The 22,646-nt window shown below is 31.1% G+C and carries 23 protein-coding genes, 1 tRNA gene and 2 pseudogenes; 5 read left to right on the top strand and 21 right to left on the bottom strand.

What is annotated here, in order from left to right:
• Positions 1-822, bottom strand: a complete 822-nt coding sequence (locus CER22_RS32040) for a cytoplasmic protein (protein WP_088610611.1) — start codon at positions 820-822, stop codon at positions 1-3.
• Between the two features lie 172 nt (positions 823-994).
• Complete coding sequence (locus CER22_RS32045) at positions 995-1,615, bottom strand: DsbA family protein (protein WP_088610612.1); 621 nt, start codon at positions 1,613-1,615, stop codon at positions 995-997.
• A gap of 674 nt (positions 1,616-2,289) precedes the next feature.
• Here CER22_RS32045 and bla point away from each other — a divergent pair.
• Entirely contained in the window at positions 2,290-3,225 is a 936-nt protein-coding gene (gene bla, locus CER22_RS32050) for a class A beta-lactamase (RefSeq protein ID WP_088610613.1), read from the top strand.
• 211 nt (positions 3,226-3,436) lie between these two features.
• Here the strand turns inward: bla and CER22_RS33525 are convergent, their stop codons facing one another.
• The 11 genes from CER22_RS33525 to CER22_RS32100 form a co-directional block, all read right to left on the bottom strand.
• Entirely contained in the window at positions 3,437-3,589 is a 153-nt protein-coding gene (locus tag CER22_RS33525; RefSeq protein WP_179211981.1) for a hypothetical protein, read from the bottom strand.
• Between the two features lie 71 nt (positions 3,590-3,660).
• Positions 3,661-3,734, bottom strand: a tRNA-Ile gene (locus CER22_RS32055).
• A gap of 234 nt (positions 3,735-3,968) precedes the next feature.
• Positions 3,969-4,964 carry a type II toxin-antitoxin system antitoxin SocA domain-containing protein gene (locus tag CER22_RS32060; RefSeq protein ID WP_088610614.1) on the bottom strand — a complete coding sequence of 332 codons (996 nt, stop codon included), beginning with the start codon at positions 4,962-4,964 and terminating at the stop codon, positions 3,969-3,971.
• A 40-nt stretch (positions 4,965-5,004) separates the two neighbouring features.
• Entirely contained in the window at positions 5,005-5,436 is a 432-nt protein-coding gene (locus CER22_RS32065) for a hypothetical protein (protein ID WP_179211983.1), read from the bottom strand.
• A gap of 194 nt (positions 5,437-5,630) precedes the next feature.
• Positions 5,631-6,980: a Sau3AI family type II restriction endonuclease gene (locus CER22_RS32070; RefSeq protein WP_256943787.1), complete on the bottom strand. Its 1,350-nt coding sequence runs from the start codon at positions 6,978-6,980 to the stop codon at positions 5,631-5,633.
• A gap of 550 nt (positions 6,981-7,530) precedes the next feature.
• A complete protein-coding gene (locus CER22_RS32075; protein WP_088610617.1) occupies positions 7,531-7,998 on the bottom strand; it encodes a GNAT family N-acetyltransferase in 468 nt (155 codons plus the stop codon).
• 122 nt (positions 7,999-8,120) lie between these two features.
• Positions 8,121-8,450, bottom strand: coding sequence for a nucleotide pyrophosphohydrolase (locus CER22_RS32080; protein ID WP_088610618.1), 330 nt, complete (start codon positions 8,448-8,450; stop codon positions 8,121-8,123).
• A gap of 67 nt (positions 8,451-8,517) precedes the next feature.
• Positions 8,518-8,880, bottom strand: a complete 363-nt coding sequence (locus CER22_RS32085; protein ID WP_088610619.1) for a hypothetical protein — start codon at positions 8,878-8,880, stop codon at positions 8,518-8,520.
• 248 nt (positions 8,881-9,128) lie between these two features.
• Positions 9,129-9,734: a hypothetical protein gene (locus CER22_RS34055; protein WP_256943788.1), complete on the bottom strand. Its 606-nt coding sequence runs from the start codon at positions 9,732-9,734 to the stop codon at positions 9,129-9,131.
• A complete protein-coding gene (locus CER22_RS32095) occupies positions 9,731-10,213 on the bottom strand; it encodes a hypothetical protein (protein ID WP_000825893.1) in 483 nt (160 codons plus the stop codon). The genes CER22_RS34055 and CER22_RS32095 overlap by 4 nt, the downstream gene beginning before the upstream one ends.
• Before the next feature lie 415 nt (positions 10,214-10,628).
• Entirely contained in the window at positions 10,629-10,922 is a 294-nt protein-coding gene (locus CER22_RS32100; RefSeq protein WP_088610620.1) for an ArsR/SmtB family transcription factor, read from the bottom strand.
• Between the two features lie 625 nt (positions 10,923-11,547).
• Between CER22_RS32100 and CER22_RS34060 the strand changes: the two are divergent.
• Positions 11,548-11,766 (top strand): annotated as a pseudogene (locus CER22_RS34060) (hypothetical protein).
• Here CER22_RS34060 and CER22_RS34065 read toward each other — a convergent pair.
• A pseudogene (locus CER22_RS34065) lies at positions 11,690-12,050 on the bottom strand (hypothetical protein); the annotation flags it as partial. The pseudogenes CER22_RS34060 and CER22_RS34065 overlap by 77 nt on opposite strands.
• Before the next feature lie 395 nt (positions 12,051-12,445).
• Here CER22_RS34065 and CER22_RS32110 point away from each other — a divergent pair.
• Complete coding sequence (locus tag CER22_RS32110; RefSeq protein WP_088610621.1) at positions 12,446-12,913, top strand: hypothetical protein; 468 nt, start codon at positions 12,446-12,448, stop codon at positions 12,911-12,913.
• Positions 12,914-13,159: 246 nt separating this feature from the next.
• Here the strand turns inward: CER22_RS32110 and CER22_RS32115 are convergent, their stop codons facing one another.
• Entirely contained in the window at positions 13,160-14,530 is a 1,371-nt protein-coding gene (locus CER22_RS32115) for a lytic polysaccharide monooxygenase (RefSeq protein WP_088610622.1), read from the bottom strand.
• A gap of 944 nt (positions 14,531-15,474) precedes the next feature.
• Between CER22_RS32115 and CER22_RS32120 the strand changes: the two genes are divergently transcribed.
• Positions 15,475-15,888 carry a hypothetical protein gene (locus CER22_RS32120; RefSeq protein ID WP_087983697.1) on the top strand — a complete coding sequence of 138 codons (414 nt, stop codon included), beginning with the start codon at positions 15,475-15,477 and terminating at the stop codon, positions 15,886-15,888.
• A 75-nt stretch (positions 15,889-15,963) separates the two neighbouring features.
• Here the strand turns inward: CER22_RS32120 and CER22_RS32125 are convergent, their stop codons facing one another.
• From CER22_RS32125 to CER22_RS32150, 6 genes are all read right to left on the bottom strand, one after another.
• A complete protein-coding gene (locus CER22_RS32125) occupies positions 15,964-16,179 on the bottom strand; it encodes an alpha/beta-type small acid-soluble spore protein (RefSeq protein WP_001167047.1) in 216 nt (71 codons plus the stop codon).
• Positions 16,180-16,345: 166 nt separating this feature from the next.
• Entirely contained in the window at positions 16,346-18,103 is a 1,758-nt protein-coding gene (locus tag CER22_RS32130) for a methyl-accepting chemotaxis protein (RefSeq protein ID WP_088610623.1), read from the bottom strand.
• Positions 18,104-19,160: 1,057 nt separating this feature from the next.
• On the bottom strand, positions 19,161-19,571 hold the full coding sequence (locus CER22_RS32135) for a hypothetical protein (protein WP_088610624.1): 411 nt from the start codon (positions 19,569-19,571) through the stop codon (positions 19,161-19,163).
• Between the two features lie 415 nt (positions 19,572-19,986).
• Positions 19,987-20,400, bottom strand: coding sequence for a type VII toxin-antitoxin system HepT family RNase toxin (gene hepT / locus CER22_RS32140; RefSeq protein WP_016093854.1), 414 nt, complete (start codon positions 20,398-20,400; stop codon positions 19,987-19,989).
• Positions 20,390-20,797 (bottom strand): type VII toxin-antitoxin system MntA family adenylyltransferase antitoxin, encoded by a 408-nt coding sequence (mntA, locus tag CER22_RS32145; RefSeq protein WP_088610625.1) that lies wholly within the window; start codon positions 20,795-20,797, stop codon positions 20,390-20,392. Before mntA ends, hepT begins: the two co-directional genes overlap by 11 nt.
• A 336-nt stretch (positions 20,798-21,133) precedes the next feature.
• Complete coding sequence (locus CER22_RS32150; protein ID WP_088610626.1) at positions 21,134-21,481, bottom strand: YxeA family protein; 348 nt, start codon at positions 21,479-21,481, stop codon at positions 21,134-21,136.
• Positions 21,482-21,950: 469 nt separating this feature from the next.
• Between CER22_RS32150 and CER22_RS32155 the strand changes: the two genes are divergently transcribed.
• Complete coding sequence (locus tag CER22_RS32155; RefSeq protein WP_076775767.1) at positions 21,951-22,214, top strand: hypothetical protein; 264 nt, start codon at positions 21,951-21,953, stop codon at positions 22,212-22,214.
• The last annotated feature ends 432 nt before the right edge of the window (positions 22,215-22,646 follow it).

Genomic DNA, 22,646 nt, shown 5'->3' on the forward strand with positions numbered 1-22,646 from the left:
TTAACCCCAAGGCATTTCTTTTGTTACAACTTTTGCACTTAATTCTAATACACCTTTATTTGCATATCCTGGATATGCTGTTTCAAGTTTTGCTACAAAATCTTTTGAAGTTTTACTTTCCTCAGCAGCTTGAATTGCAGTTCTTAGATAATCCATAGTTACATGAATTGCTTGATTATCTAATGATTTTTCGATTGATCCATGGCTCGGTACAATAATGTCAGCATTTAACTCTTGTAATACTTTCAAGTTCTCAATCCATGCCTCCATTGCTTCTTTTGAGCTAGTATCTGCTAAGAATAGATGGATTTCGTTAAATACATCTATACCTCCAATTAATAATTTCAGTTCTCTGTTAAATAAGCTAGTTCTGTAATGATCTAAGCCTACTAGTTCAAATGTTAGTCCCTGAAAATCAATAGATTTTTCCTTAAACACTTGAGGTAATACCACATTACTTGGTGCATTTTCTCCAAGTGCATCTTTCCAAACCTTTAATTTCCCTAATACAGAATGAACAATATGTTCAACCGTAGACTCTGTAGCATACGCTATAGCTTCTGGGTAAGCAGCTTTTATACTTTCTAACCCAAAATAGTAATCAGGATCTCCATGGATAATAAAGATTTTATCTAGAGATAAGTTATTGTTTTTCAAATAATCCACAATTTCTTTCGAATCAGATTGAGTAAATTTTGAGTTTATTAAAAATGCATGTCCTGCTTTCTCAACTAAGGTTGCAGTGACCATAAAACTTTTTTCATCCGAACTAAACACCGTTAATTTCACATCTTTTTGATTTGTATCGATTGTTTTAAACATAGATATTATTCTCCTTTTGTTATAGTTATTGAATAGATAACATATTTTTATTTTGTTCCGACAGAAGGCCCCTCCTCAATTCTCTTGAAAGGTTCATCGCACCAGCAAATAGATGGGAGATGTATGTCGGTTGGCGTAAGCTAACAGGTTTGCTACTATAGCCTAAATTTTCTTAGTATAAATTTTTAAAACGTGCTTCAATTTTATCTGGCGTCATTACCCCACCACCAATAGGAATAATTTGATTATCCTTTTGTAAAAGTAATGAAGGATAACTATTAACACCAAGCTGTCGAACCTTATTGAAATCATTTTGGACCTCTACAATTGTTTCTTGCGCATTTAAACGCTCTATTACTTGATCAGGGTCCAAACCATGCTCAATTGCAATTTTACGATATGTCTCAGGATCACTTAGGCTTCGTCCATCATAATAAAACGCTTTTTGCATAGCCGCCGTAAATTCTAATAAACGGTCTGGCGCTAATGAACGTAAAGCTGAAAAGCCAATTGCAGCATCTTTCGAATTCATTTTAAAAGTCCCTTCTTCCACCAATTTTTGATAGAAAGGACCGAATTCTGCACCTGTAAGTTGATTAATTCTTTTATTTCCCTCTTCTATATATGAGAAATTTTTTATTGTTAGATCATCTAAAAATAATCCTCCGCATAAAACTGTTAACGGCATTTCAGTGTGTTCTTTGTAAAATCCTTTAATACTATCTGAAAAACCATAGCACCATCCACAATATGCGTCCCATACGTATATAAGGTTATCTTGTTTTTTCTCCATTTAAATATCCTACCTTTATTTTTATTAGCTAGTCCAGCTATCACTTAAAAATTTTTAGCTAGCTTTTGGGTTTGTAACAGTGCATCTTTTTTAGAAACCTTATTATTTTCCCCAAAAACTAATCCTTCTAAAAAAGATCAACTAAAATTATTCATAAAAGATAACACTACACATTATTGCTCTAAAGCAGAAAATACTACCGTTCAGAATATGCATGGTTGTTAATATAGTAGTAATTTTCTGCATTGGACGACAACGTATAGACCGCTATCCTCAATTAAATATATAAATCTTTTTTCTTAAAACAGGAAGTAGTTGTAACCAAATAAGTTACACCTCATGTAACCATATTAGTTACAACTGAATTAAAAGTCAATTCTTTTTTACAAAAAACATTAAATTTCTACTTTAACGTTTCCACAACTATGGAATTAAAGTAAATTCCCTTTACCATAAATGTCTATTGTTTAAGATAATAAATACTAAAAAACATCTTCTTATTTCTTTAAATGGAACAAACTTGCTACTTAGATTGTCTATTAAGTATACGTATAAAACAGGTGTTTATGATAAGAGTGATGCAAGAAGAGTGTCACCCTATACACTCTTTAATTGTATTGATATTTAGAACACCTAGACAAAAACCATATATTTTTGAAAGAGGTTGAAACTTTATGATAGTCTCAAACAAGTTTTTTAACATGTTACCTTACAAAAAGATTGTACCTGTATTATTTCTTTCATGCGCAACGCTTATAGGCTGTTCCAATAGTAATAATCAATCTGAACTGCCTAAACAAACCAAACAAGAAAATACAGTTAATCACTCTTTTGCTAAGCTTGAAAAAGAATTTGATGCTAAACTCGGTATTTATGCCTTGGACACTGATACGAATCAAACCGTTACTTATCAATCAGATGAACGGTTTGCATACGCTTCTACCCACAAAGCTCTAGCCGTGGGAGTACTTTTACAAAAGAAATCAATAGAAGATCTAAATCAAAGAATTTTGTATACTCGTGAAGATCTTGTTAATTACAATCCAATTACAGAAAAGTATGTTGATACAGGTATGACTCTCAAAGAGCTTGCAGATGCTTCCCTTCGATATAGTGATAATACGGCACAAAATCTTATTCTTAAACAATTAGGTGGGCCTAGTGAATTCAAAAAATCACTGAGAGAAATAGGAGATACCGTTACAAACCCTGAACGTTTCGAACCCGAATTAAACGAAGTGCATCCAGGAGACACTTATGATACTAGTACCCCAAAGGCATTAGCTACTAGTCTACAGGCTTTCGCGCTAGGAGATGTACTTTCAACTGAGAAACGGAATTTATTAATAGATTGGATGAAAAGGAATACTACGGGAGACAACTTAATTCGTGCTGGAGTTCCAGGAGAGTGGGAAATAGCTGATAAGACTGGTTCAGGCTCTTATGGAACCCGAAATGATATCGCAATTATTTGGCCACCAAATAAAAAGCCAATTGTTCTTGCGATACTTTCTAATCATGATATAGAGGATGCTAAATACGATGATAAGCTTATTACAGAAGCAACCAAAATAGTGTTAGATGCTTTAAAAACTCCAAATAAACAATAATAGTAGTTAGTCATCAGAATTTTTCTATTTTCCGTCACAATACTGTGGCGGTCTTTTTGTGTACTTTACAAGAAATCTACCATTTTTACTACAAATCCACCTCTATTTCGAACATAACTTTTAGTTTTTCCTTTTATTAGTATCCACGAGGTATCCATACTTAGAAATCTCCCACATAGCGACCCTACAGCCTATAAGAAGTAAAAGTTGTTTAATTCTCAAACATGGATTGTGGAACAACTTTTTTTCCTACTACTTTAAATTCAATTTCCCCTTTTTCTCCATACATTAGTTCTATAATTGGAATAGTTACCATTAATTTTTCCTTCTTTTTTCTTTTTGTCTCTAAATCAATTATTTTCATGTCACAATCCCCTTTATTTCTTATAAACAAGGAGAAAGCACTCAAATGAGTGCTTTCTCCTTGTTTATAAGTGGACCTTGTAGGACTCGAACCTACGACCGAACGGTTATGAGCCGTTTGCTCTAACCAGCTGAGCTAAAGGTCCAAAGTATAAAATTTACTTCATAAGACGTATTCACATAAATCATTTTACCATATAATGTATGAATTTACTTTACATTTTATTTAATATGCATATTTACATTATGTTAAAAGTGTTTATATCCTGCACTCCTTATCTTTTGTAATTATTACTATCTTTTAATACCTTTACAGAAGTTTGGTTAACAGTAAAAAAATCGATATATCAATCATATTAAAAATAATATAATTACAACAATTAATTGTTTATATTTTCAAATACCCTTATACTATATTGTTTAATATCAGAAATAGTAACTAAATTATATGCCAGTTTCATTGTATGAAAAAAATTATCTATCTCCTCTTTTTCCATGATAGGTTTACCAGAATTATTATTTTCTAATTCTAGATCAGCTACTTCCCATGGTAAATCAAATAGAATCATTTTCTCTAAACTTTTCCCACTATAACGGCCTAAAGTATTAACTACACAATCTAATAGTTCCTTTTCTATTTGAGTTAACTGATTTGTACTCTCATAATTAACTTCAAGATTGTCGTACTGATATACTTTGTATTTATCAAAAATAACTGGATATACCGGGCCGTGACTTCCTATTTCACAATCATCTTCAAATAAATATGCTCCAGTAAACACCTTACAAAACCCTTGCGCATAGTATAAAAGTCTTTGAAGAGCTAAAGGAGTAATATCATCATTTTTATATAGCAAATAATTAGCAACTTCCTCGATTTTCGTAGCTTGCGTAGAAGTAAAATCCTCATTTTCTTGTAGCTTTGCAATTGCTTCTTTAGAAACCCTATATGCTTTTTGAGTAATTAAATCTTTATTTCTTTCCAGAATATCTAGCATAAAAGATTTATCCCTACTTAATCTTTTCAATATATCCGAGTACTGCTTTGTCGGAATATCCCCATTTACATACCTTGTTAAGGTAACTTCACCCCAACCTAAAAGTAAAGACAATGGACGTTTTCCAATCTTATATTTTTCTAAAACCTCTTTTATTTCAGAGATAGTAACTAACTGCTCCTGTTGCCTATATGCATGATCTAATTGTTCTAAATTATAATCATGAATGTCAGGAACAAATATTTCAGATTTACACTCTTCGCATTTTGCTTCTTTACCCACGTAATGATATTGCTTCCCTCTAATGACTGTCATTTTTGGAACATCTTTAGTAAAATACTTCACCATATCTCGACAACACTCACATAAAACCAACATAAAAATCCTCCCTCATTATAGAACCATAAGTCACTTATCTTTATCTAAAAAGATAAGTGACTGGTTTATTCCTTTTATGAAAAGAAACAACAATCATGTATTTGTTCCTGTCCTTATTTTCAATTAGATTCGTCTTAACATATATGTCTACCGACTTATTTTGTCCCCAATTATCTAGCTCATATTGTGGACAAAAGATATACAATTTTTCATAAGCAAAATTTGGATTTTTATTATCAACTGCATAACAAAAATCATGTATCCCTATATTAAGAAGAATCTCTTTCACTTTACTAGTATTAATCTTATAAGCCTCTAAAAATTCAATATTCTCTTTCCTTTTTTCATTTCGAGAAATCGTAAATCGATTATTTTTAATTAATTTTTTAAACTCAATTATGTACTGCTCAACCTCACCAATTGTAAAATTAGTGTGCTTTTTTGTCTCCTTATTTTGTAAGCTAATGCACATTAAAGTTCTTTCCCCTTTCAAATCATACCTCATATTTACTAGAATAACAACAAAAAAACGTATCAATTGATACGTTTTTTGTTAATTAACAGTAGACTTCCATTCTCTCCTCTTATAATCAGAACGTTTATGTCGTCTACGAAACTTCTATATGATTGTTTTGCTGTAATTTAATTCGTAAATCAATTACGTATCTACTTTAGAATCACAGCCTCATTAAACTTCAGATGAATAAAATCTTTATTTAACATAAAGCATGTTTCTCTTGTATCATCAAAAAATCTCTCATAGCCCCCTGTACCACTTCCTTTTGTTGAAACAACCAATTTAAGATCCTTTCCTAAATCATGTGAAGCTTTAGGAAGTTTACGAATGTCCCCTGTCTCAATAGTCTCCTTTATCATGTTATAAGTTTTCTCAAACTCATCCACTTCTTCAGGAGTAAATGTAACCTTAAAAATTTTATCCAGAATCCTTTGGCCATTACCTAGCTTCTTACCATTTTTCTCTCCTAGATAACCGACATATATGAATGTTACTTCTTCAAAGAACGTTTTCCAGGAAGACTCTTCCCAAGAAGTTTCAAAATCTACAAGTTGCAAAGTTCTGAACGTTGCTTTTTCTATAGGACTGTTATCTTCTCTAATTGGTATATTTTTAATTAGAAAATTAGATTTACTGAATACCTCATGCTTCTCTGGTAATTCCTTATCTGTACCTACTATCCTATTAGATACCATTTTACTAATACTGTTAGGTATTTTTTTAGATGGATCACGCTTCTCAAAAAGATTTAATATATCTAATTGATTCATCCCCTTATACGGTTTTAGTTGATTCCAAATGTATCCTTCAGGTGTGACAAATACATTAGACTTTTCACCTCTATCCGTTCTTTCTACATGGCTTCTCAAAACACCACGAAAGAAAGAGTTTTTTAAGGAAAATGCTCTTGTAGGTGCAGAAATTTCCGAATTAGGCTGTTCGGCTTTTTGTCCTTTCTGTCCTTTTGTGGCTGCCCCTAAAATAACGGTATCACCCTCAGACAATTTATGAGCTAATCCTTCTAGCACTTTTTGCTTTATTGTATAAAAATCATTTCGGATTATTGCTTCATCTTGCGACATATCATAGAGTTGAAAATCTCGAATTATAAAATCTCCATACGGAACACCTTTCATATATTCGTACCAAATAATGAGCAACTTTTTGTTCTTAGAAACAACTTTGCTAAACTCATATTCTTCATGAATAATATTTTTATAGTTAATCATGCTTAATGAAATTCTTTCCTTTGCCGACCATGATCCATTTCGAAGTTTATTAAAACCAGAAACTTTCAACTCAATTCCTAATTCCCCAAAGTCTGCCTCAGGACTATTATTTAATTCATAATCGTAAAATCCCGTCTCAACAACCTTACCCAATATTCCTTTATCGTTACTATTTCCTTGTAAGATTCCTTTTGTATCAATTTCTTTAAAACTCTTCCCAATAATTCCTTCCGTAAATGCTACTAGTTCTTCCTCTGTTTTAAATTTCATACTCATCCCCACCTATCTTTCATTAATATTTAATTGCAAAAACTGTACAATGAACTATTCATACATTAACATTGAAAAAACTATATCCCCCTCCTAATCTCCTTATATATAAATAATTTACTCGTAATTGTTCTCCCCTTATATAAATTTCCTTTTTTACTCTGTTATTGTATACAGAAATACATTTTCATACTTGTTTCAACCAAAACAAAAAGGGCTTTCTCAAGTCGATTAATTGTGCACAGCAAAATAAGCTATTTACACTAATCGGCTCAAAGAAGCCCTTTCAAAATTAAAGTAAGAACAAAACTTACTTCTACAACTCAACCACAACACATCAGGTGTGGGAATAAACGGAATCAGGTAAACTAATAATATACCTATATATTACAAAAAAAGTATATTTATATCAAGATATTTTCATAAACTATAATGCTATTATTTTTCTATCCATTTACTTAAACGTTTCTAAATAAAAATAGGATCACTATTGTAGCACCATGCTATTATTATAGTAATCCTATTTTTATTTAGACTTTCATTATATAGATTAGCTATTAGATAAAAGAAAAAATTCTTTTTCAAATCCTGTATTCTCCCAAAAATTCAATGCCAAGTTATTAGCTAAGTCAACATAGACATGAATCAAAGAGACATTTTCTTGATTCAACCAATTGCTCATATTTCCAACTAAATTTTGCGCTATTTGCTGCCTCCTATACTCTGATTTCACATAAACTTCCTCTATTTGACCATATAACATATCTGTAACCAAATCTTGCTTTATTGAACCAATTCCATAACCAATTAGGTTATTAGTTTCATCATTTACTACAAAAACCGCACCATATCTTGATTGAATCAATTCCACTAATTGCTCTTCAATCCCTTTTTTATGACTTTCCTCTAATTCACAATCTGCAGTTTCTATTGCGTTAAGATTCCATAATTCTATTATTTTTTTAATACTCTCTCGATTGTCTATTTTATCATCTAGTTTTTTAATAACAATTTCCACTTCAAATCCTCCTTTGTAAGTTTCTACTAATATAGTGTACTAAATTGTATCCGGAAAGTTAAACCCAGTTGATAAAATATAATCTTAATATTAAATAATATGTAAAAAAAGTTATTCCTCTTCTAGAGTTCATTATACTTTTTATTTTTTCCAAATGCTTTTTCTACAGGATATTTTTCAGCATTTTTTATAAGCTTAGATTGTACTGCCTCTTCTAAATTTATATTTAATTGATCACTTAGCAGAAGCAGGTAAATCATTACATCAGCTATTTCTTCTTTCATTTCCTGCATTTTAGTCTCCATCGCTTCTTGACTGGACTTCCATTGAAAAGTCTCGAGCAATTCTGCAGCCTCTAAATTCAATGAAATGGCTAAATCCTTTGCATTATGAAATTGTCCCCAATTTCTCTCATCTCGAAATCTTATTACTGCCTTTTGTAAATCTTCCATCACTATTAGTCTCCTCTCTATTTCTTACTATCTTTTCAAACTAGAACACACTATAGGTAGATTCCTACTAATTAACCTTAACCCAGATATAATCATCCTCATATTTGACATTTAATTTTGAGCGGAGCCCTTTCATATATGTTTTTAATTGTTTTGTAAAATTCTCATCACCGACTTGATCATATCTTTCTACCTCTAAATACAACTTGAATATATTTCCTTTCGTTAACTCAAATTCCCATTTTAGAAAGCTATGTAGCATACTTTCCTTACTCAAGTATTCATTAACTTCCATATATTCCAGCAGCTCATATAAATTATAATACAATAAGCTACTCGGCCTAGGCATTTCACATTTCGGGCAATATTCTCTATATCTATCTTGCAGTTGCGTAATTATTTCTGTTCCACATTGATTACAATTATACATGTAGCAATCTCCTTTAATGGATAACTCAATTGGTCTCTCCTGTATTTTTTACTCTCCTAAAATTATATATTATACTATCAGGTTTTTACATATTATTCCCATCCCACTTAAATTTAGCATTAAAAAACCTTCCCTAATGGAAGGTTTTTTAATCTATATATCTATTTGACAGTAATCTAATAATTAATATTGTTTAATGAAAGTTTCTTATAACTTAATAATCAGAATGAAAGCTATCATCCTATTTATTAATCTATAGATTCAAATTCAGAGAATAAACAATTAAATAAAGTGAGCTTATTACAAGAAATATATTCTGTTTCTATACCTTCTAATGTAGTATTTAATAACTCTTTAGAGATATAACTAAACCCTTTTTTATCCATAAAAATTTTAGCCTCTTCTAGAAGTTTAACGTATTGTCCACTATCACTTATATTATTGAAATTCCATTCGTCTGTTTCTTTAATATAGCTAGTTTCCTCTAACATACAGTAATAATAATTTCCCAGTAAACTAATAAAGATCCTTAAATCCACTCTTTTTCCACCTAAAAATTTAATTAACTCAATATCATCATCTAAAATTTTCTGATTACTGTGAGCTAAAACCTTATACTCTAAACACTGGCTATTAGGTAAATCCGTCCAATTAACAACTGCATTATTAGAGTATAATTTTTGAAACTCGGTATACCAAATTTTATCTATGTTATCTTCTTGACTATTTTGCTTTAAAGATAGTAACCTCTCATTTGGCTTTAAAATTTTTACTGATGATTTATCCGTAGGTCTTTCATAAGAAAAAAATGAATCTACTGTATTTAAAATATCACTTTTAGTAATTATACTCATTTTCTATTATCACCCTTGTTAAATCTCTTATCTGTTAGTAATTTTTTTGCCTTTTTCGCATCTTTATTTCCTTTTTTAGCTAAATCTTCAATCTCCTTCACAGTTTTATTTTTCATTGAGCCTGGAAATTCCTTATTAATAGCACCTTTTTTATATTTACCAATGACATCTTGTGCTTTCATTCCAGAAATACCAACAGCAGATCCAATTGTAACTAATTTACCTGCTTTCCATACCTTATGAACTACTTGTGCGCCTCTAGCACCCCAAATAATCACAGGAATGGCTAATGGGAATGCAAATCGTTCTACTTGATTAAATTCTGCCACTTCAATTTTACTATCTTCTACTGTTTCTACACTAATAACCGGTACATTATCTAATTCATGAGTCGCTGCTTGCGTACTCATAGAAAATGATGTAGTTAATAGAGAAAATGCTGAAATACCTAATAATGATTTTGCTAATAACCTTTTCATAACAACCTCCAAATATTCCTGTATTTACCTTACATGTAAATTTTACGATTTATTAGGACGTGACTTCAAGTCTATTTATTACTAAAATAATTTGTTATAATTCTTATAAGAAAACTCAGTTAATACAGTAGGTTTATTATTTATAAAGAAAATAGTAAACCTACTCCACATTTTCCTATGAATTAGCTAAATTCCATCAATATAGGTAACCAAAAAAATATTTAATAACATAAACATAATTATAAGCTCTATTGAAAACAAATTAGTAGATCTTATTTCATTACATTCCTTTGAAAGGTACAGAAATTCTATGAACAATATTTTCTTATTTACACAGTAATCCTCACAAAATAAAATTATTATATATATAAAGTTCCCTGCTTAATAACAGGAAACTTTTTTGCTTTTTATTAACCTACAAGCCTAAAATTCCAACAATCTGACGAGCCTTAACATTATCTATATAATAATGCATCTCTAATCCCTTTCTTTCTGCACGAAGTACGGTTCCCCTTAATTTTGAAAGATGCTGTGAAACAGTAGATTGTGGGAGTCTTAATATTTCCGTTAATTGCGTAACATTACACATTTTATGATGCATTAATTCATTTACAATTTGTAATCGTACCGGATGTGCCATTACTTTTAAAACATCTACGTCTTCTTCGCGGATTTCAGCTAGATCTCTATCAGTTACTACTGTTTTCATTTCGCATTCTCCTTTATTATTAATTTCTATTTTTCTTATTATCCTTATAAATAGTATTTATAGATAATTACGATTTGTCCTGTTGAGAAAATTTATTCTCTTCTTAAAGCAAAAAGGAAACCTATCCTGAAAACAGTTTTCACATAAATTTGATCTATATTTAACACGCTTTGCTAAGCAAAAGTACCTCTCCTATCCTTTGTTTAAAGCAAATAAAAAATTCTGCTTTTGCCTTCCCGTCCTGAAAAATTGATAAGCAGTATCCCCCATCTCACACTCTACAAAATAATCATTTTATTTCTCAACATAGATACCTGGAATTTAAATACCAAAAATGGTAATATGAAGTCACCTTCAGTTGTCAATTGTGTCCCTTTTTGAAAGGCCCTGTCTATAATGACAAGGCCTTTTAAATTTCCTTAAATCCCCTTTCTATTTCGTTTTCTCTTGAATTCCAAAAGTATGTTTCCCCCCTTTGCATCTATTAAAACCCTATCACATTCATGCTTAATAACATTCCGCCTCGTAAATAACATATTATTTAACAAAATAGAAGCCCTACCAAATCACTAAAGGAATCTCTTTTCCTCTATCATATTATCAGTAGAGGAAAGAGGATGTATGCATGGAAATCCTAGGACTAGACACGCTCGTTAGCGACTTTAGGTATACTTGAATACACAAATCTTCGCAACAATTTAAGAGTGTAAAGAGATGAAAAACATAATTCAATTGCTTCCTAAAGAGAAGCAGGTTAAAGTTCTTGGAAGCTTACTTTGAAACAGTGGCAAAGATGATTGAACAAAATAATTTAATTCTTTTAGAACAGATGAAAGCTCTATAACTAATTAGAAATAACAAATTTATGATTAATTAATCTTACATACGCTTCCCTAAATTATCTATATTTATCTAACATACTAGCCTCTATCTTTACAGAAGATTTGGTTATACTCCTTTTCATCTTTTAAATTTGAATGCTTTCTTTTACAAGTTGAAATAGATCAATTAATAAACCTGGTGTAGACTCTAATTCTTGCTTCTGCTTCATATTCTCTTCTGTTACAGCACTTATAAACTCCCACAGTACTTGTGCTCTAATTGTTCTGCAAATCGTTTCTCACACATTTCAAATGTTTTTATCTTCGTTTTGAACACCGTCCTAATTTAATAATTTTCTTTCCTGTAAATGGCTAGATCAAAATTATTAGCTCTTGTCAGTAGATTCCAATATTATGTATAATGACATTATCTTTTTACCAATAAACGGTAATGACGAGGTGATACAAGTAAATAAACCAAACGTGTCATCAAAATATTAAAGAATCTATTCCATGTACATTAAGATACATATATAGAATTTAAAACCATGAAATTTTATGTACAGATTGAATTACTACAAGATGGAAGATTGGTAGCAAATGTACTCAAGAAAAAAGAGCATTCAATTTGCTTAATGTTATAAAACTACTTGATGTGACATCTGTTGAATGAATTAAAAACATACTCAGGGGGAATTTCAAATGAAAACATTTAGTAAAGTATTATTAGCGGGAACATTGGCTCTTGGCGGTTTAGCAGCAATGAATGTGGAAACACCGAAAGCTCATGCTGATGGAGCGAGCGAATATTGTCGTTACATTTGTGGTCCTAAAGAAACATTAAATAATTTTACAATTCAACTTTCAGACACGAAATACAGACTGGGACAAAATATCATTCTACGAGCAACAAATGATAATGCATATGATGTACATTACACAGCATCTTTTGAAAAACAATACGATGCTGGTTGGGATTATTATGACGCTGATTTTCACTATGGTTCATTATTACCAGCTGGAACAAATGTATATGAAGATTTTGATGCTGAGACTGGCAATGGTGGAGCAATTTCTGAACCAGGAACATATCGCATGAAAATTAAAGTAACACATGCAGATGGACGCGTTGATACAATGTACACAGCGCCAATTACATTAGCAAATTAAATCCTAAGGTTGCTTCATATCTTATTGTTTTTATTATCTATCAAATATGTATTCAAAGTACCTAATCTTTTAATTCGTATTAGGTACTTTGAATAATAGTTTTATTTTTAGGTTACTTTCCCTATTAATAGATATTGAAGATGCAGAAATTGATATTCAAACAATATTAAGAGTTAAAAAATAGGAATATCTTCTCTTATAATTGTCCCATTATTTAAACACTAAAGGGATTCACTATTGACATCATTAGTTTACTTCTTTCCATAATGACAATGCTAAAATCCAATTTGGATCCCCATTCCCTTGATAACTCTGAACTGCTTCATACACCTTATCCTCATGAACTACTCTATCTCCTGCTTTATACGCTTTACGCGCATCCCATTGTTCATAAGAGTTTTCTTGTCCTTTTGTTGTAACCGTGATGGCATCACTTTTCATTGATTCATTACCAGATGTATCGACAGCAGATACTACATACTTATATGCTGTATTCGCTTGCAAATCTTTGTCCATAAATGAAGTTGTATTAGCAGTACCTATTTCTTTCATGGCCCCTCCAACTTCTCTGTATACAATATAATGGCTCACATCTACATTATCCTCCGATGGACTCCACATTAAATCAATACTACTCGTAGTGGTTCCCATACTGTGTAATCCTTTAGGCTGGGTTGGTGCTTCCGTATCTGGTTTTTCCTCTGTTGTTTTAATAACTAATGCTTCACTTTCCTCAGATATATTCCCTGCAGCATCTACTGCTCTTACTGTATACGTATATTCTGTGTTTGGGCTTAATTTTTTATCAATTATACTAGTACCGACTACAGTATTAATTAACTCCCCATTACGTAACACTTGATATTCTTTCACCCCTTCATTGTCTGTTGCAGGTTTCCAATTAAGTTCTACACTATTTGAAATAGCTTTTATTACTTTTAATTCAGATGGCTGGGTTGGTGCCTCTTTATCTGGTTTTTCATCATTTATTAGATTCACATCAATCACATTATAGAAAGCGTTTACAGTATCAGCTACATCCCAAACAGCTAAAATAACATGATACCCACTACGATCAGTTGGTACATTGATTTTATGTGATAAATTATTAGTTGCTTTAGAACCATCGTGTTTTACAGTACCCATTAACTCGAAGTCTGCTCTTGTTAAAGGTTTATTTGGATCCCATCCCTTTTTCGTGATGTAATAGTGCCATTGACTTGTTGAATGAGGAGCTGTGTATTTCCAAGTGAAGGTATTTTCTCCGCCCTTAATCAAATTCTTAAACCATCGATCAGCCGTTTGTTGATCAAGAATCCCACCAAACAGGCCTCCTGCTGAAGCAATTTTCCCGTCTGCTGGTCCACCCTGTGGAAACCCTTTAGGAGCTTCTAAACTTTGCGGTTCATACATTATATTTCCACAATTAGAATTCAGCGCTCCATAATTTTGACTGCATAAAGCTGCACGGCTACCTGGTTTTTCAACAAACCCATGTGCATAGGCATTTTGAGGAATAAGAGTTGTACTCATAATCCCCACTGCTACTGCAGCAGCACTTAATCCTTTTTTATTTGTAGCCATTTTTCTAAACTGCCCTAGAATTTTTTTATTCATACTACTAGTCCCTCCTATTGAATTTCTTACTATATTAAGAGCATGGATATAAGTGAAGGCTAAACACGTATAACTAAAATGAACAATTGAATACACAATCTCATAATTTCATACTCAACTAATCATTTACCTTCATTACATTCAAATAACCCTATAGCTGAATTATCACATACTAATTTATTAAACTTTCACAGAAATTATGACAGTTATTGGACTTTTTCCCTTACCCCTCTTTTGTCTTAAAAGTTCTTCTTACTGTAATTTTAGAACAAAAAACGTATTCCCTCTTACATTTACCTACACAAATTTAAGAAATAAATAATTCAAAAGGAAAAATAAAAATACTACAACAAAGAATTTTCATTTGTTTCTTTTCGTTGGTTTTCCAGCATGTTGTATATAAGAAAACAAGGCAATACTTGCCATAGTAAATAAAAAGATTTGATAATAATCAATCATCTGTAATCCCCCTCCATACAAAAAATAAGAAGCCTCTTTTTGAGAGGCTTCTTATTTTTAATACAAACGACATACATAGGCTAAATATACACAATAAGATTAGGATGCTGAACCTTATTGCAGCTTTATTATAGCATATAACCCTTTATTTTTGTTTAATAATTCCAAATTATACAACTTTATCAACATTTGAGTGTTTATTTACATACAATTCACAATAAAAAACAAAAAAATATCCACGGATAAAACCAACGTATGTAAAAACCAGCTACCATCCCATTCATAGTTTTAAAAATTTGTCCTATCCTTCTTTTAACAATACTTTAAACTTCGGATAGATTACCGTATATCGACATCTTATGTATGCAAAATTACATATCAAATCTCATTGAAAATCATTCTCGTTGTAACTATAATGGTTTCAAGAGGTGATATTTTCACTTCCTTTTCAAATCTCACAATATATTAAAGGAGGAACTAGCATTATGAAAAAAGTTATTTTAGCAGGGGCATTAGGAATTGCAGTACTATCAGGTATGAACTTACCAGGAGCAGAGGCATCTAAAGCGAGTGCGGCAACTACAAATTTAGACATTCAAGAAGTTACAAAATATTACTCTATGAGTTCCTATGAAGTTTCTCAAAAAGAATCATTTAATCTTAATAAAGGAGAAGAACTTACGGTCTTTGTACAAAATTCCGGGTTCCCAATTTCTTATACAGTCTTTGATGCAGATGATCAAGTAATTGGCACATACAATGCTAATTCACCATACGGTCGCGTATTCAAAGCACAAAAAGACGGTAATATTTCTGTTCAATTTCAAGCAGGAGTAAATTCTTCTTACATGAAGAAGATGAATTTCACAGCCAAATTTGCAGTGTCTAAATTTAACTAGCAGTAAAAATTTTCACTATCCTCTTTAAAGGCAAATTAAAAAGGTATATCCCTTCCATGGGATATACCTTTAACTTTAGTGAATTTTATATTGACCAGATAACTGCTCTTGCGCCATACGAACTAAACGTTTTGTAATTTCTCCACCTACTGAACCATTTGCTCTTGCTGTTGAATCCGGTCCAAGTGTAACACCAAACTCCTGAGCAATTTCATATTTCATTTGTTCAATTGCACTTGCTGCAGCTGCTATTAAGATTTCGTTTGAATTATTATTTTCGCGAATTTGCATTTTTTAAACACCTCCGTTGAATTTGGTAATATCATGCTCTATTTCCAACAAAATATGCAAAAAAAATTATTCGTTTAGCCATTTTACATATATACCTAAGCTTTCACCCCTTATATGGGAATAAATAAAGGCATAGGTCATACCTATACCTACCCCTTCTCCTATCCTACTTACTTTTGAATTCCCCTATTAACTCCTGTAACTCTTGGGAGAGCCAATTCAAAGAATTTGCCAACTCTGCAATGTCTTGTACATACAGTTCTTGCTCTTTCATACTTGTCTCTACATTACTACTGCTATTCACATATGTATTTGCAATGTGTGATAATTCATTTACAATCTGAACAATAGTTTGATTATCTTTTAAAATGTCACTTGAATTATTCGAAGCCACTTTAATTTGACTGGCAACAGATTGTGCTGATTCTGAAATCTTTTCAAAGAAAGCACCGCTACTTTGAACAAGTGTTATTCCTGATTCTACTTCCTTTGAACTCTTTTGTATGGATCTTACAGCCTCATCTGCTTCAGCTTGGGTTTCATCAATTAATTTAGCTATATCCCTTGCAGATGCCTCAGTTTTTTCCGCTAATATACGTACCTCATCCGCAACAACTGAAAATCCTTTCCCCACCTCTCCAGCACATGAGGCTTCAGTAGAAGCATTTACAGCTAATAAACTTGTTTGATTTGACATAGTTGTAATTACAGTAAGAATTTCACTAATTTCCTTAGATCGTGCTTCTAATGCATACATACTAGAAGATACATCTTGAAATGTATCTTGGATTCTTTTCATTTGATTTACAATTTGCTTAATCAAATCTTTTCCTTCTCCAGAATGTTGTTCCATGTCTTCCGAAGCATTCCTAACTTGTTTTGCAGATCCTGTAATTTCTTTCATCTTACTTTCCATTTCTTGAACAATTCCTAAACATTTTTGCACTACATATTCATGAGAATGTGCCCCTAAATTTAATCCTGTAATAGCACTTGCAATTCCTTTAAAGGCTATGCTATTCTCTTTTGTACTTACCGACAATTCCTGTGAGGATGTTGAAACTTGTTTAGCAGTCTGTCTTACTTTATCTATAATCCTATTAAACTTTTTAATAGTGTTATTAAAATAGATATTAGTTATCCCTATATCATCAGATCTTTCATTCAATTTAATACTTAAATCCCCTTTACCAACTTTACGTAACCCTTCTTGTAAATCCTTTAAAGGCGATAGAGATTTTCGTGAGATGAATATTTGAATTGTAATTGCGATTGTTAATGAAATGATTATAAATAGTAAACCGTGCACTATAAATTCTTTCTTTGTAAGAGGAATAATAGAAGCGTCTAAATCCGCCGCAACAATTGCAATTATATTATTATTTTCATCAGTAATTGGCTCTAAAATTGTTACCCATGTACCTAGTACATCTTCATACACTTCTGTCATTTGTGCCTGTTTCGTTTTCATTACTTGGTCGTATGTCTTCTTCCAATGAGTAGGATGCTCATAATAGTCACCTGTTTTTACAGAACCTAGTTTTACAGAAACCGTATCTGCTAATTCTGTATCCAAAGCTACTAATTGTAATTGAGCTTTATCATTTAGCTTGGCTCCTGTAACATATGTTTGTCCGACACTTTTCATATTTTTTATAGCTTTATCTAATTGCTCTGTCAATTTTTCTCTCTTCACTCTTTGTGCTGTGGGATCTTTTGCTACATCTCTTACTATTTCCAGATCTAATTGATTTATTAATGTATCTCCTGTTTCAAAAGACTGCCTTTCAAATATAAACATCATACTATTTTGAAACATGTTAAAACTTAACGCCCCCATACTTCCCACAAGCGTCAGAATTACTAATACCGTTAGTAATACATTTTTTTGAAGCAACGATAGCTTATGCCAATATTTTTTCATTGATTTCACCTTTCTTATTTTCAACAATACAAAAACAAAGTAGTAATATATTAAAAGGTTCTATTTCTGTTATTAACTTAAACATTAAAATAGCATACTTGTCATTCAATCAAACGTTCCAATTTTTTTGTTTGATAGAGTTTCTTTCCTTTTATACTGATAGTTTCACTATAATTAAAGCAATAATTTAACGAATCTAAGCATTTGTGTATATAAATACAAAAGCATGATACCCTTGTAATCAGTATTAAAATGCAGCTAATTTTCAACACTCTTTTATATAGCAGCACTAAAGAAATAATAGTTATGACACTTTTGAATAATAATGCTAAAGTTTAATTTCTATTTTCTGAAGCCAATTCTGATCTATTGTACAAATATCAGTTTTCCCATTTGCAATCTCATCTTATATATATCCAGCTGATTTTGGAAATCTATTAGTAGGAAAACGTTAACCTTCTACTACTTCACCTTTTCCATTTGTACTGATACCTTCTAGATCATTTATGTTAAGAGTTAGTTTTAAACAAAGACAAGAATTCCTAAGCCCTTATCTTTGGTTATCTTTATCTTGCACAACAAAAACAAATCGAACGGTTCCGTTCAGTTTCCTATTTTATAACTATTTTCCTTATTTTTCTATAACATTTTAATATCTACCTGTACAAAGTTAGCCTAAACCCTTTTAGCCTAATCCAATATATTTCTTCAATTATCTTAAAGTCATCTGAAATAGCACAATCAGTAAATTCTTATTACGAAACTTATGTATTAATAAATACTAAAGGACATACTCCTAAAATATAAGCCATGGATGTAATTGTAGTACGATTTTCATCAGTAATAAACGTACACATGTTAAACAAAAAAGACTCAATTATTTATATCTCATTCCTTCTTTTAATATAAATCGACTGCTTTTTTCTTAAATTCTACTTCATCAGTGGTGCTAATTTTACTCATAGAAAACTCCCCTCCATAGTAAACCGGTTAATGTGTGTTCTTTATCCTATCTACTATAAGGGGAGTATAGCATAGCTTCTTTTTTGTAAAAGATCTAAGATTCTAGTGCAGTAATTAATTGCTGACGTTCTTTATCTCTAAAAATTTTAATTTCATGTTTAAACTCATAATTTCCTTCTTCAAATCTAACCCATTCTTTACTTGTCCAATATACAACATCTACATTTGCATCTAAAATTACAGAACATATGTCAACTAACTCTTCCTCGTAAAATGGCGCTTCTTTCGCTAGTTCAAAAGCTAGTACTTTTGGATCCTTACTTTTAATTTGAAGTTCCCTTGAAGTTTGTCCTAGATACTGCCATGGAGAATGTAGGGATTGCACATAAAAATTTTGAGTTTCTTTAAACTGTGATGGAGAATGCATTGTAGCAGCAAATGTAGGTTTACTCACTCCTATTGTTGCGCCTAAAGCCATAGAACCAATAATAAGTTTTTTAATCATTTTTTCAGCCCCTTTAATTATTTTGGATATGCTTCCTTTTTATACTACGTTTATGTTTGTGTAAATGAAGATGATTTGACATGATTCATCATTTTTCTCAAAAACTGTATATTAATTAACTGTTGTAAATTTACCAAAAACAAAAAAGTTTCCATAAGGAAACTTTTTTGTTTTTGGTATACATTATATGTATAAAGATTAGTTTTAAAAATATTTACTTATTTGTTGATAAAATTGTATATGAAAATTTCCCCTACTATCATCTACACACATTTCATGCAAAGCTTTACTACAACATGAACAAACTTATCTTATGACCGCTTTTCTTCTTACGAAATTAAGTGTTTGTTTCAATAGCTGGTTCGGGAGTCATAGAATTATTTTCTTTCTAAGCTCTATTATTCCGTTCTTTCGCCTAAAATTCCAATATCCCCATTACTTCTTTCGTAAATAGTTTAAAATCAGTTAAATGTTTTTCAATAATTTGACGAACAATATCTAAATTTACACTTTGATAATCATGAACAGCAATATTACGAAATCCAACCATTGCCTTTAACTTATTTGCAAGATCAGCGCTAAGTAATCCTGCTGTAACCAGTAAATCAAAGGCCTCTCGACTAGATTGGGGTAGTCCTAATTTCTTCCCTGCAACAATATGCATTGCTAAATCAATACTCGCTTCACAAGCTCTTTGTATGTTCAATATTATTGAATCTTGTTTTGTAAAGTCCTCTAAATTTTCAGGGGCATTTCCATACACATCTTGGATTCTTTTTATACAACGCTCTATTGTAGAAATTTTATTTAAAATAACCTCATTCTTCATATATAGAACCTCTTTTCTTTATATCATCAAATACTATCTGTCGTTCTTCATTCAATTTTGAATACATTTTTAAGGTTTTCATTTCAAAAATGACCTTACGTCTTTCATCCGAACAAAATATTGTCTTTCCTGTATGTATAATCTGAGCTTGAAAAACTGTAGAAGCTTCGGATAAATCAACTAAATCAACATCTTTATGAACAATGTTAGCTAACTCCTGTGCTAATAAAAAACGTTCATAGTTCCCTAAAGTTGTGTCACTTAAGTAAGCTATATCAATATCACTATCTTCTCGTTCTCTGTTCTCAGCCGTTGATCCAAACACAATTATCCAATAGGGATTCACCGTCTCTTGTAATTTTTCTATAATAGCTTTTATCATGCTTTGAAAAATCATCTAATTAATCCCCCTTATTATACTTGAATTTTATTATATCATAACCAATCATAAATCCTTTAAACGACTACAAATACTTAAACAAAATTAGAAGCTTATTTCTGACCTAAAATTATTATAGTTCAGGAGTAGATATATTGTAGCTTTAAATCTTAAATAATTGTTAATAATCCAACACTTGTCTGTTAAATGCCTTTTATATTTTCTTCCTGTAAAAGTAAAAGACTGACAATAACTGTCAGCCTCTTACTTTTACAACTCTAAAAAACTTTAACCTATTTCACAATATACATTCTAATAGTTTGTTGATATATTGCTCTAACAAAGAATTATATATTAATCCACCTTTAATTTTTCTTTTACCTTTGTAGGGAGTTCGTCTTTTTTAACTTCTTCCCAAGATTTCACACCTTTTTTCTCAGAGTAATATATACGTAAAAACGCTTCTTTACGAAGGTTTTTTAACGCTGTAAACTCCATTTCTTTCTCTTTACCATCCTTATCAAATCCAGGTAATTTATATTGGTAAGTCGTATCCCCGTTTACATTTTTCTCTTTTAATTTTTCACCATCCTTGGTAATTTGCACATAATATGTATCTGTACCAAGACGGTTTAGGTTACAACCTGTTAATAATACTGTAAAGAAAACAAAAACACTACACATAAGCATAATTCGTTTCATATTATTCACCTCGCATCTCATTTCACAAAAATTATACCCTAATCATCTTAATGCTAAAATTCATTAACGTGACACTAACATTACGTTTTTGTAAGATACTAAAAAATTTCTAACTATAACTAGTATCCAACGTATTTCAAACTTCAATTTAAGTTGTACATTTTCTAATAACCATTTTACTATGTAACAAAAAAATCCTACCTTTATACAGGTAGGATTTTTATCAGAATATCTATAATCTCTCACTTAAACACAAGATCAACTCATATTTTAAGGGCTAATAACCCCTTAATAACTTCTCACTATTGAGATATTTGAACCCTAGTAAAATTCCACATCATTAAAAATAAATTACCCCTTTGTCTATTTCGATTAGTAATTTTCAACATATCCTATCTTGAGAAGTAGCAAAGAGGTATTTTTTTAACCCCTTTCTACTTTTTTAATTTATTTGAGGAGGAAGATATAAATGGCAGAACGTCATGAAGATGAAATCCGTGAATTGTTACACGCATTTCAATTAGTAGGAGCAAGAGTAGTATTATTTTTACCATCGTTTCATGTAGAAGGTCTTATCACTCGAATTGGAGAAAACTTTGTTACTCTTCGTCGTGGTAACGGCGAAGGTGTCGAAGTAGAAAGTAATGCTACTGGTGGAGACCTTGAAAATCCAAACCAAATTAGTGTTAAAATTAGTTCAATTTTATCAGTTAGTGATGACCAAGGGGAATAATCAATAAAACCCCAAAATGCAATGGGTTGTAAATACCCATTGCATTTTTTAAAATTTCATTTTACAAAACCTTAATTGATATAAATTAGCCTAAAATATCACTTATATAGAAAATAATTTTGGCTTGTTTATTATTTTTTTATTATCACTCTTTTACATAATCTGTTTACTATATAGTACAACTCTTTTTAGGAGTTGTTTAGATGTGTCAGTTTTGTTCAAATCAAAAAAATATTAAACAACCTAAGTTTAAATTGTTTAATATAGATCCTATCCCTTTTTATATTCCACCACGCTCACAACAAAATACTTCAGTTTCATCAGAACCAACGAATACTCCACCACGTTCACAACAAAATACTACGTTTTCATCAGAACCAACAGATACTTCACCACGTTCACAACAAAATACTTCAGTTTCATCAGAACCAA

Origin of the sequence: Bacillus sp. K2I17 (genome assembly GCF_002209985.1) — a bacterium.
GTDB lineage: Bacteria > Bacillota > Bacilli > Bacillales > Bacillaceae_G > Bacillus_A > Bacillus_A wiedmannii.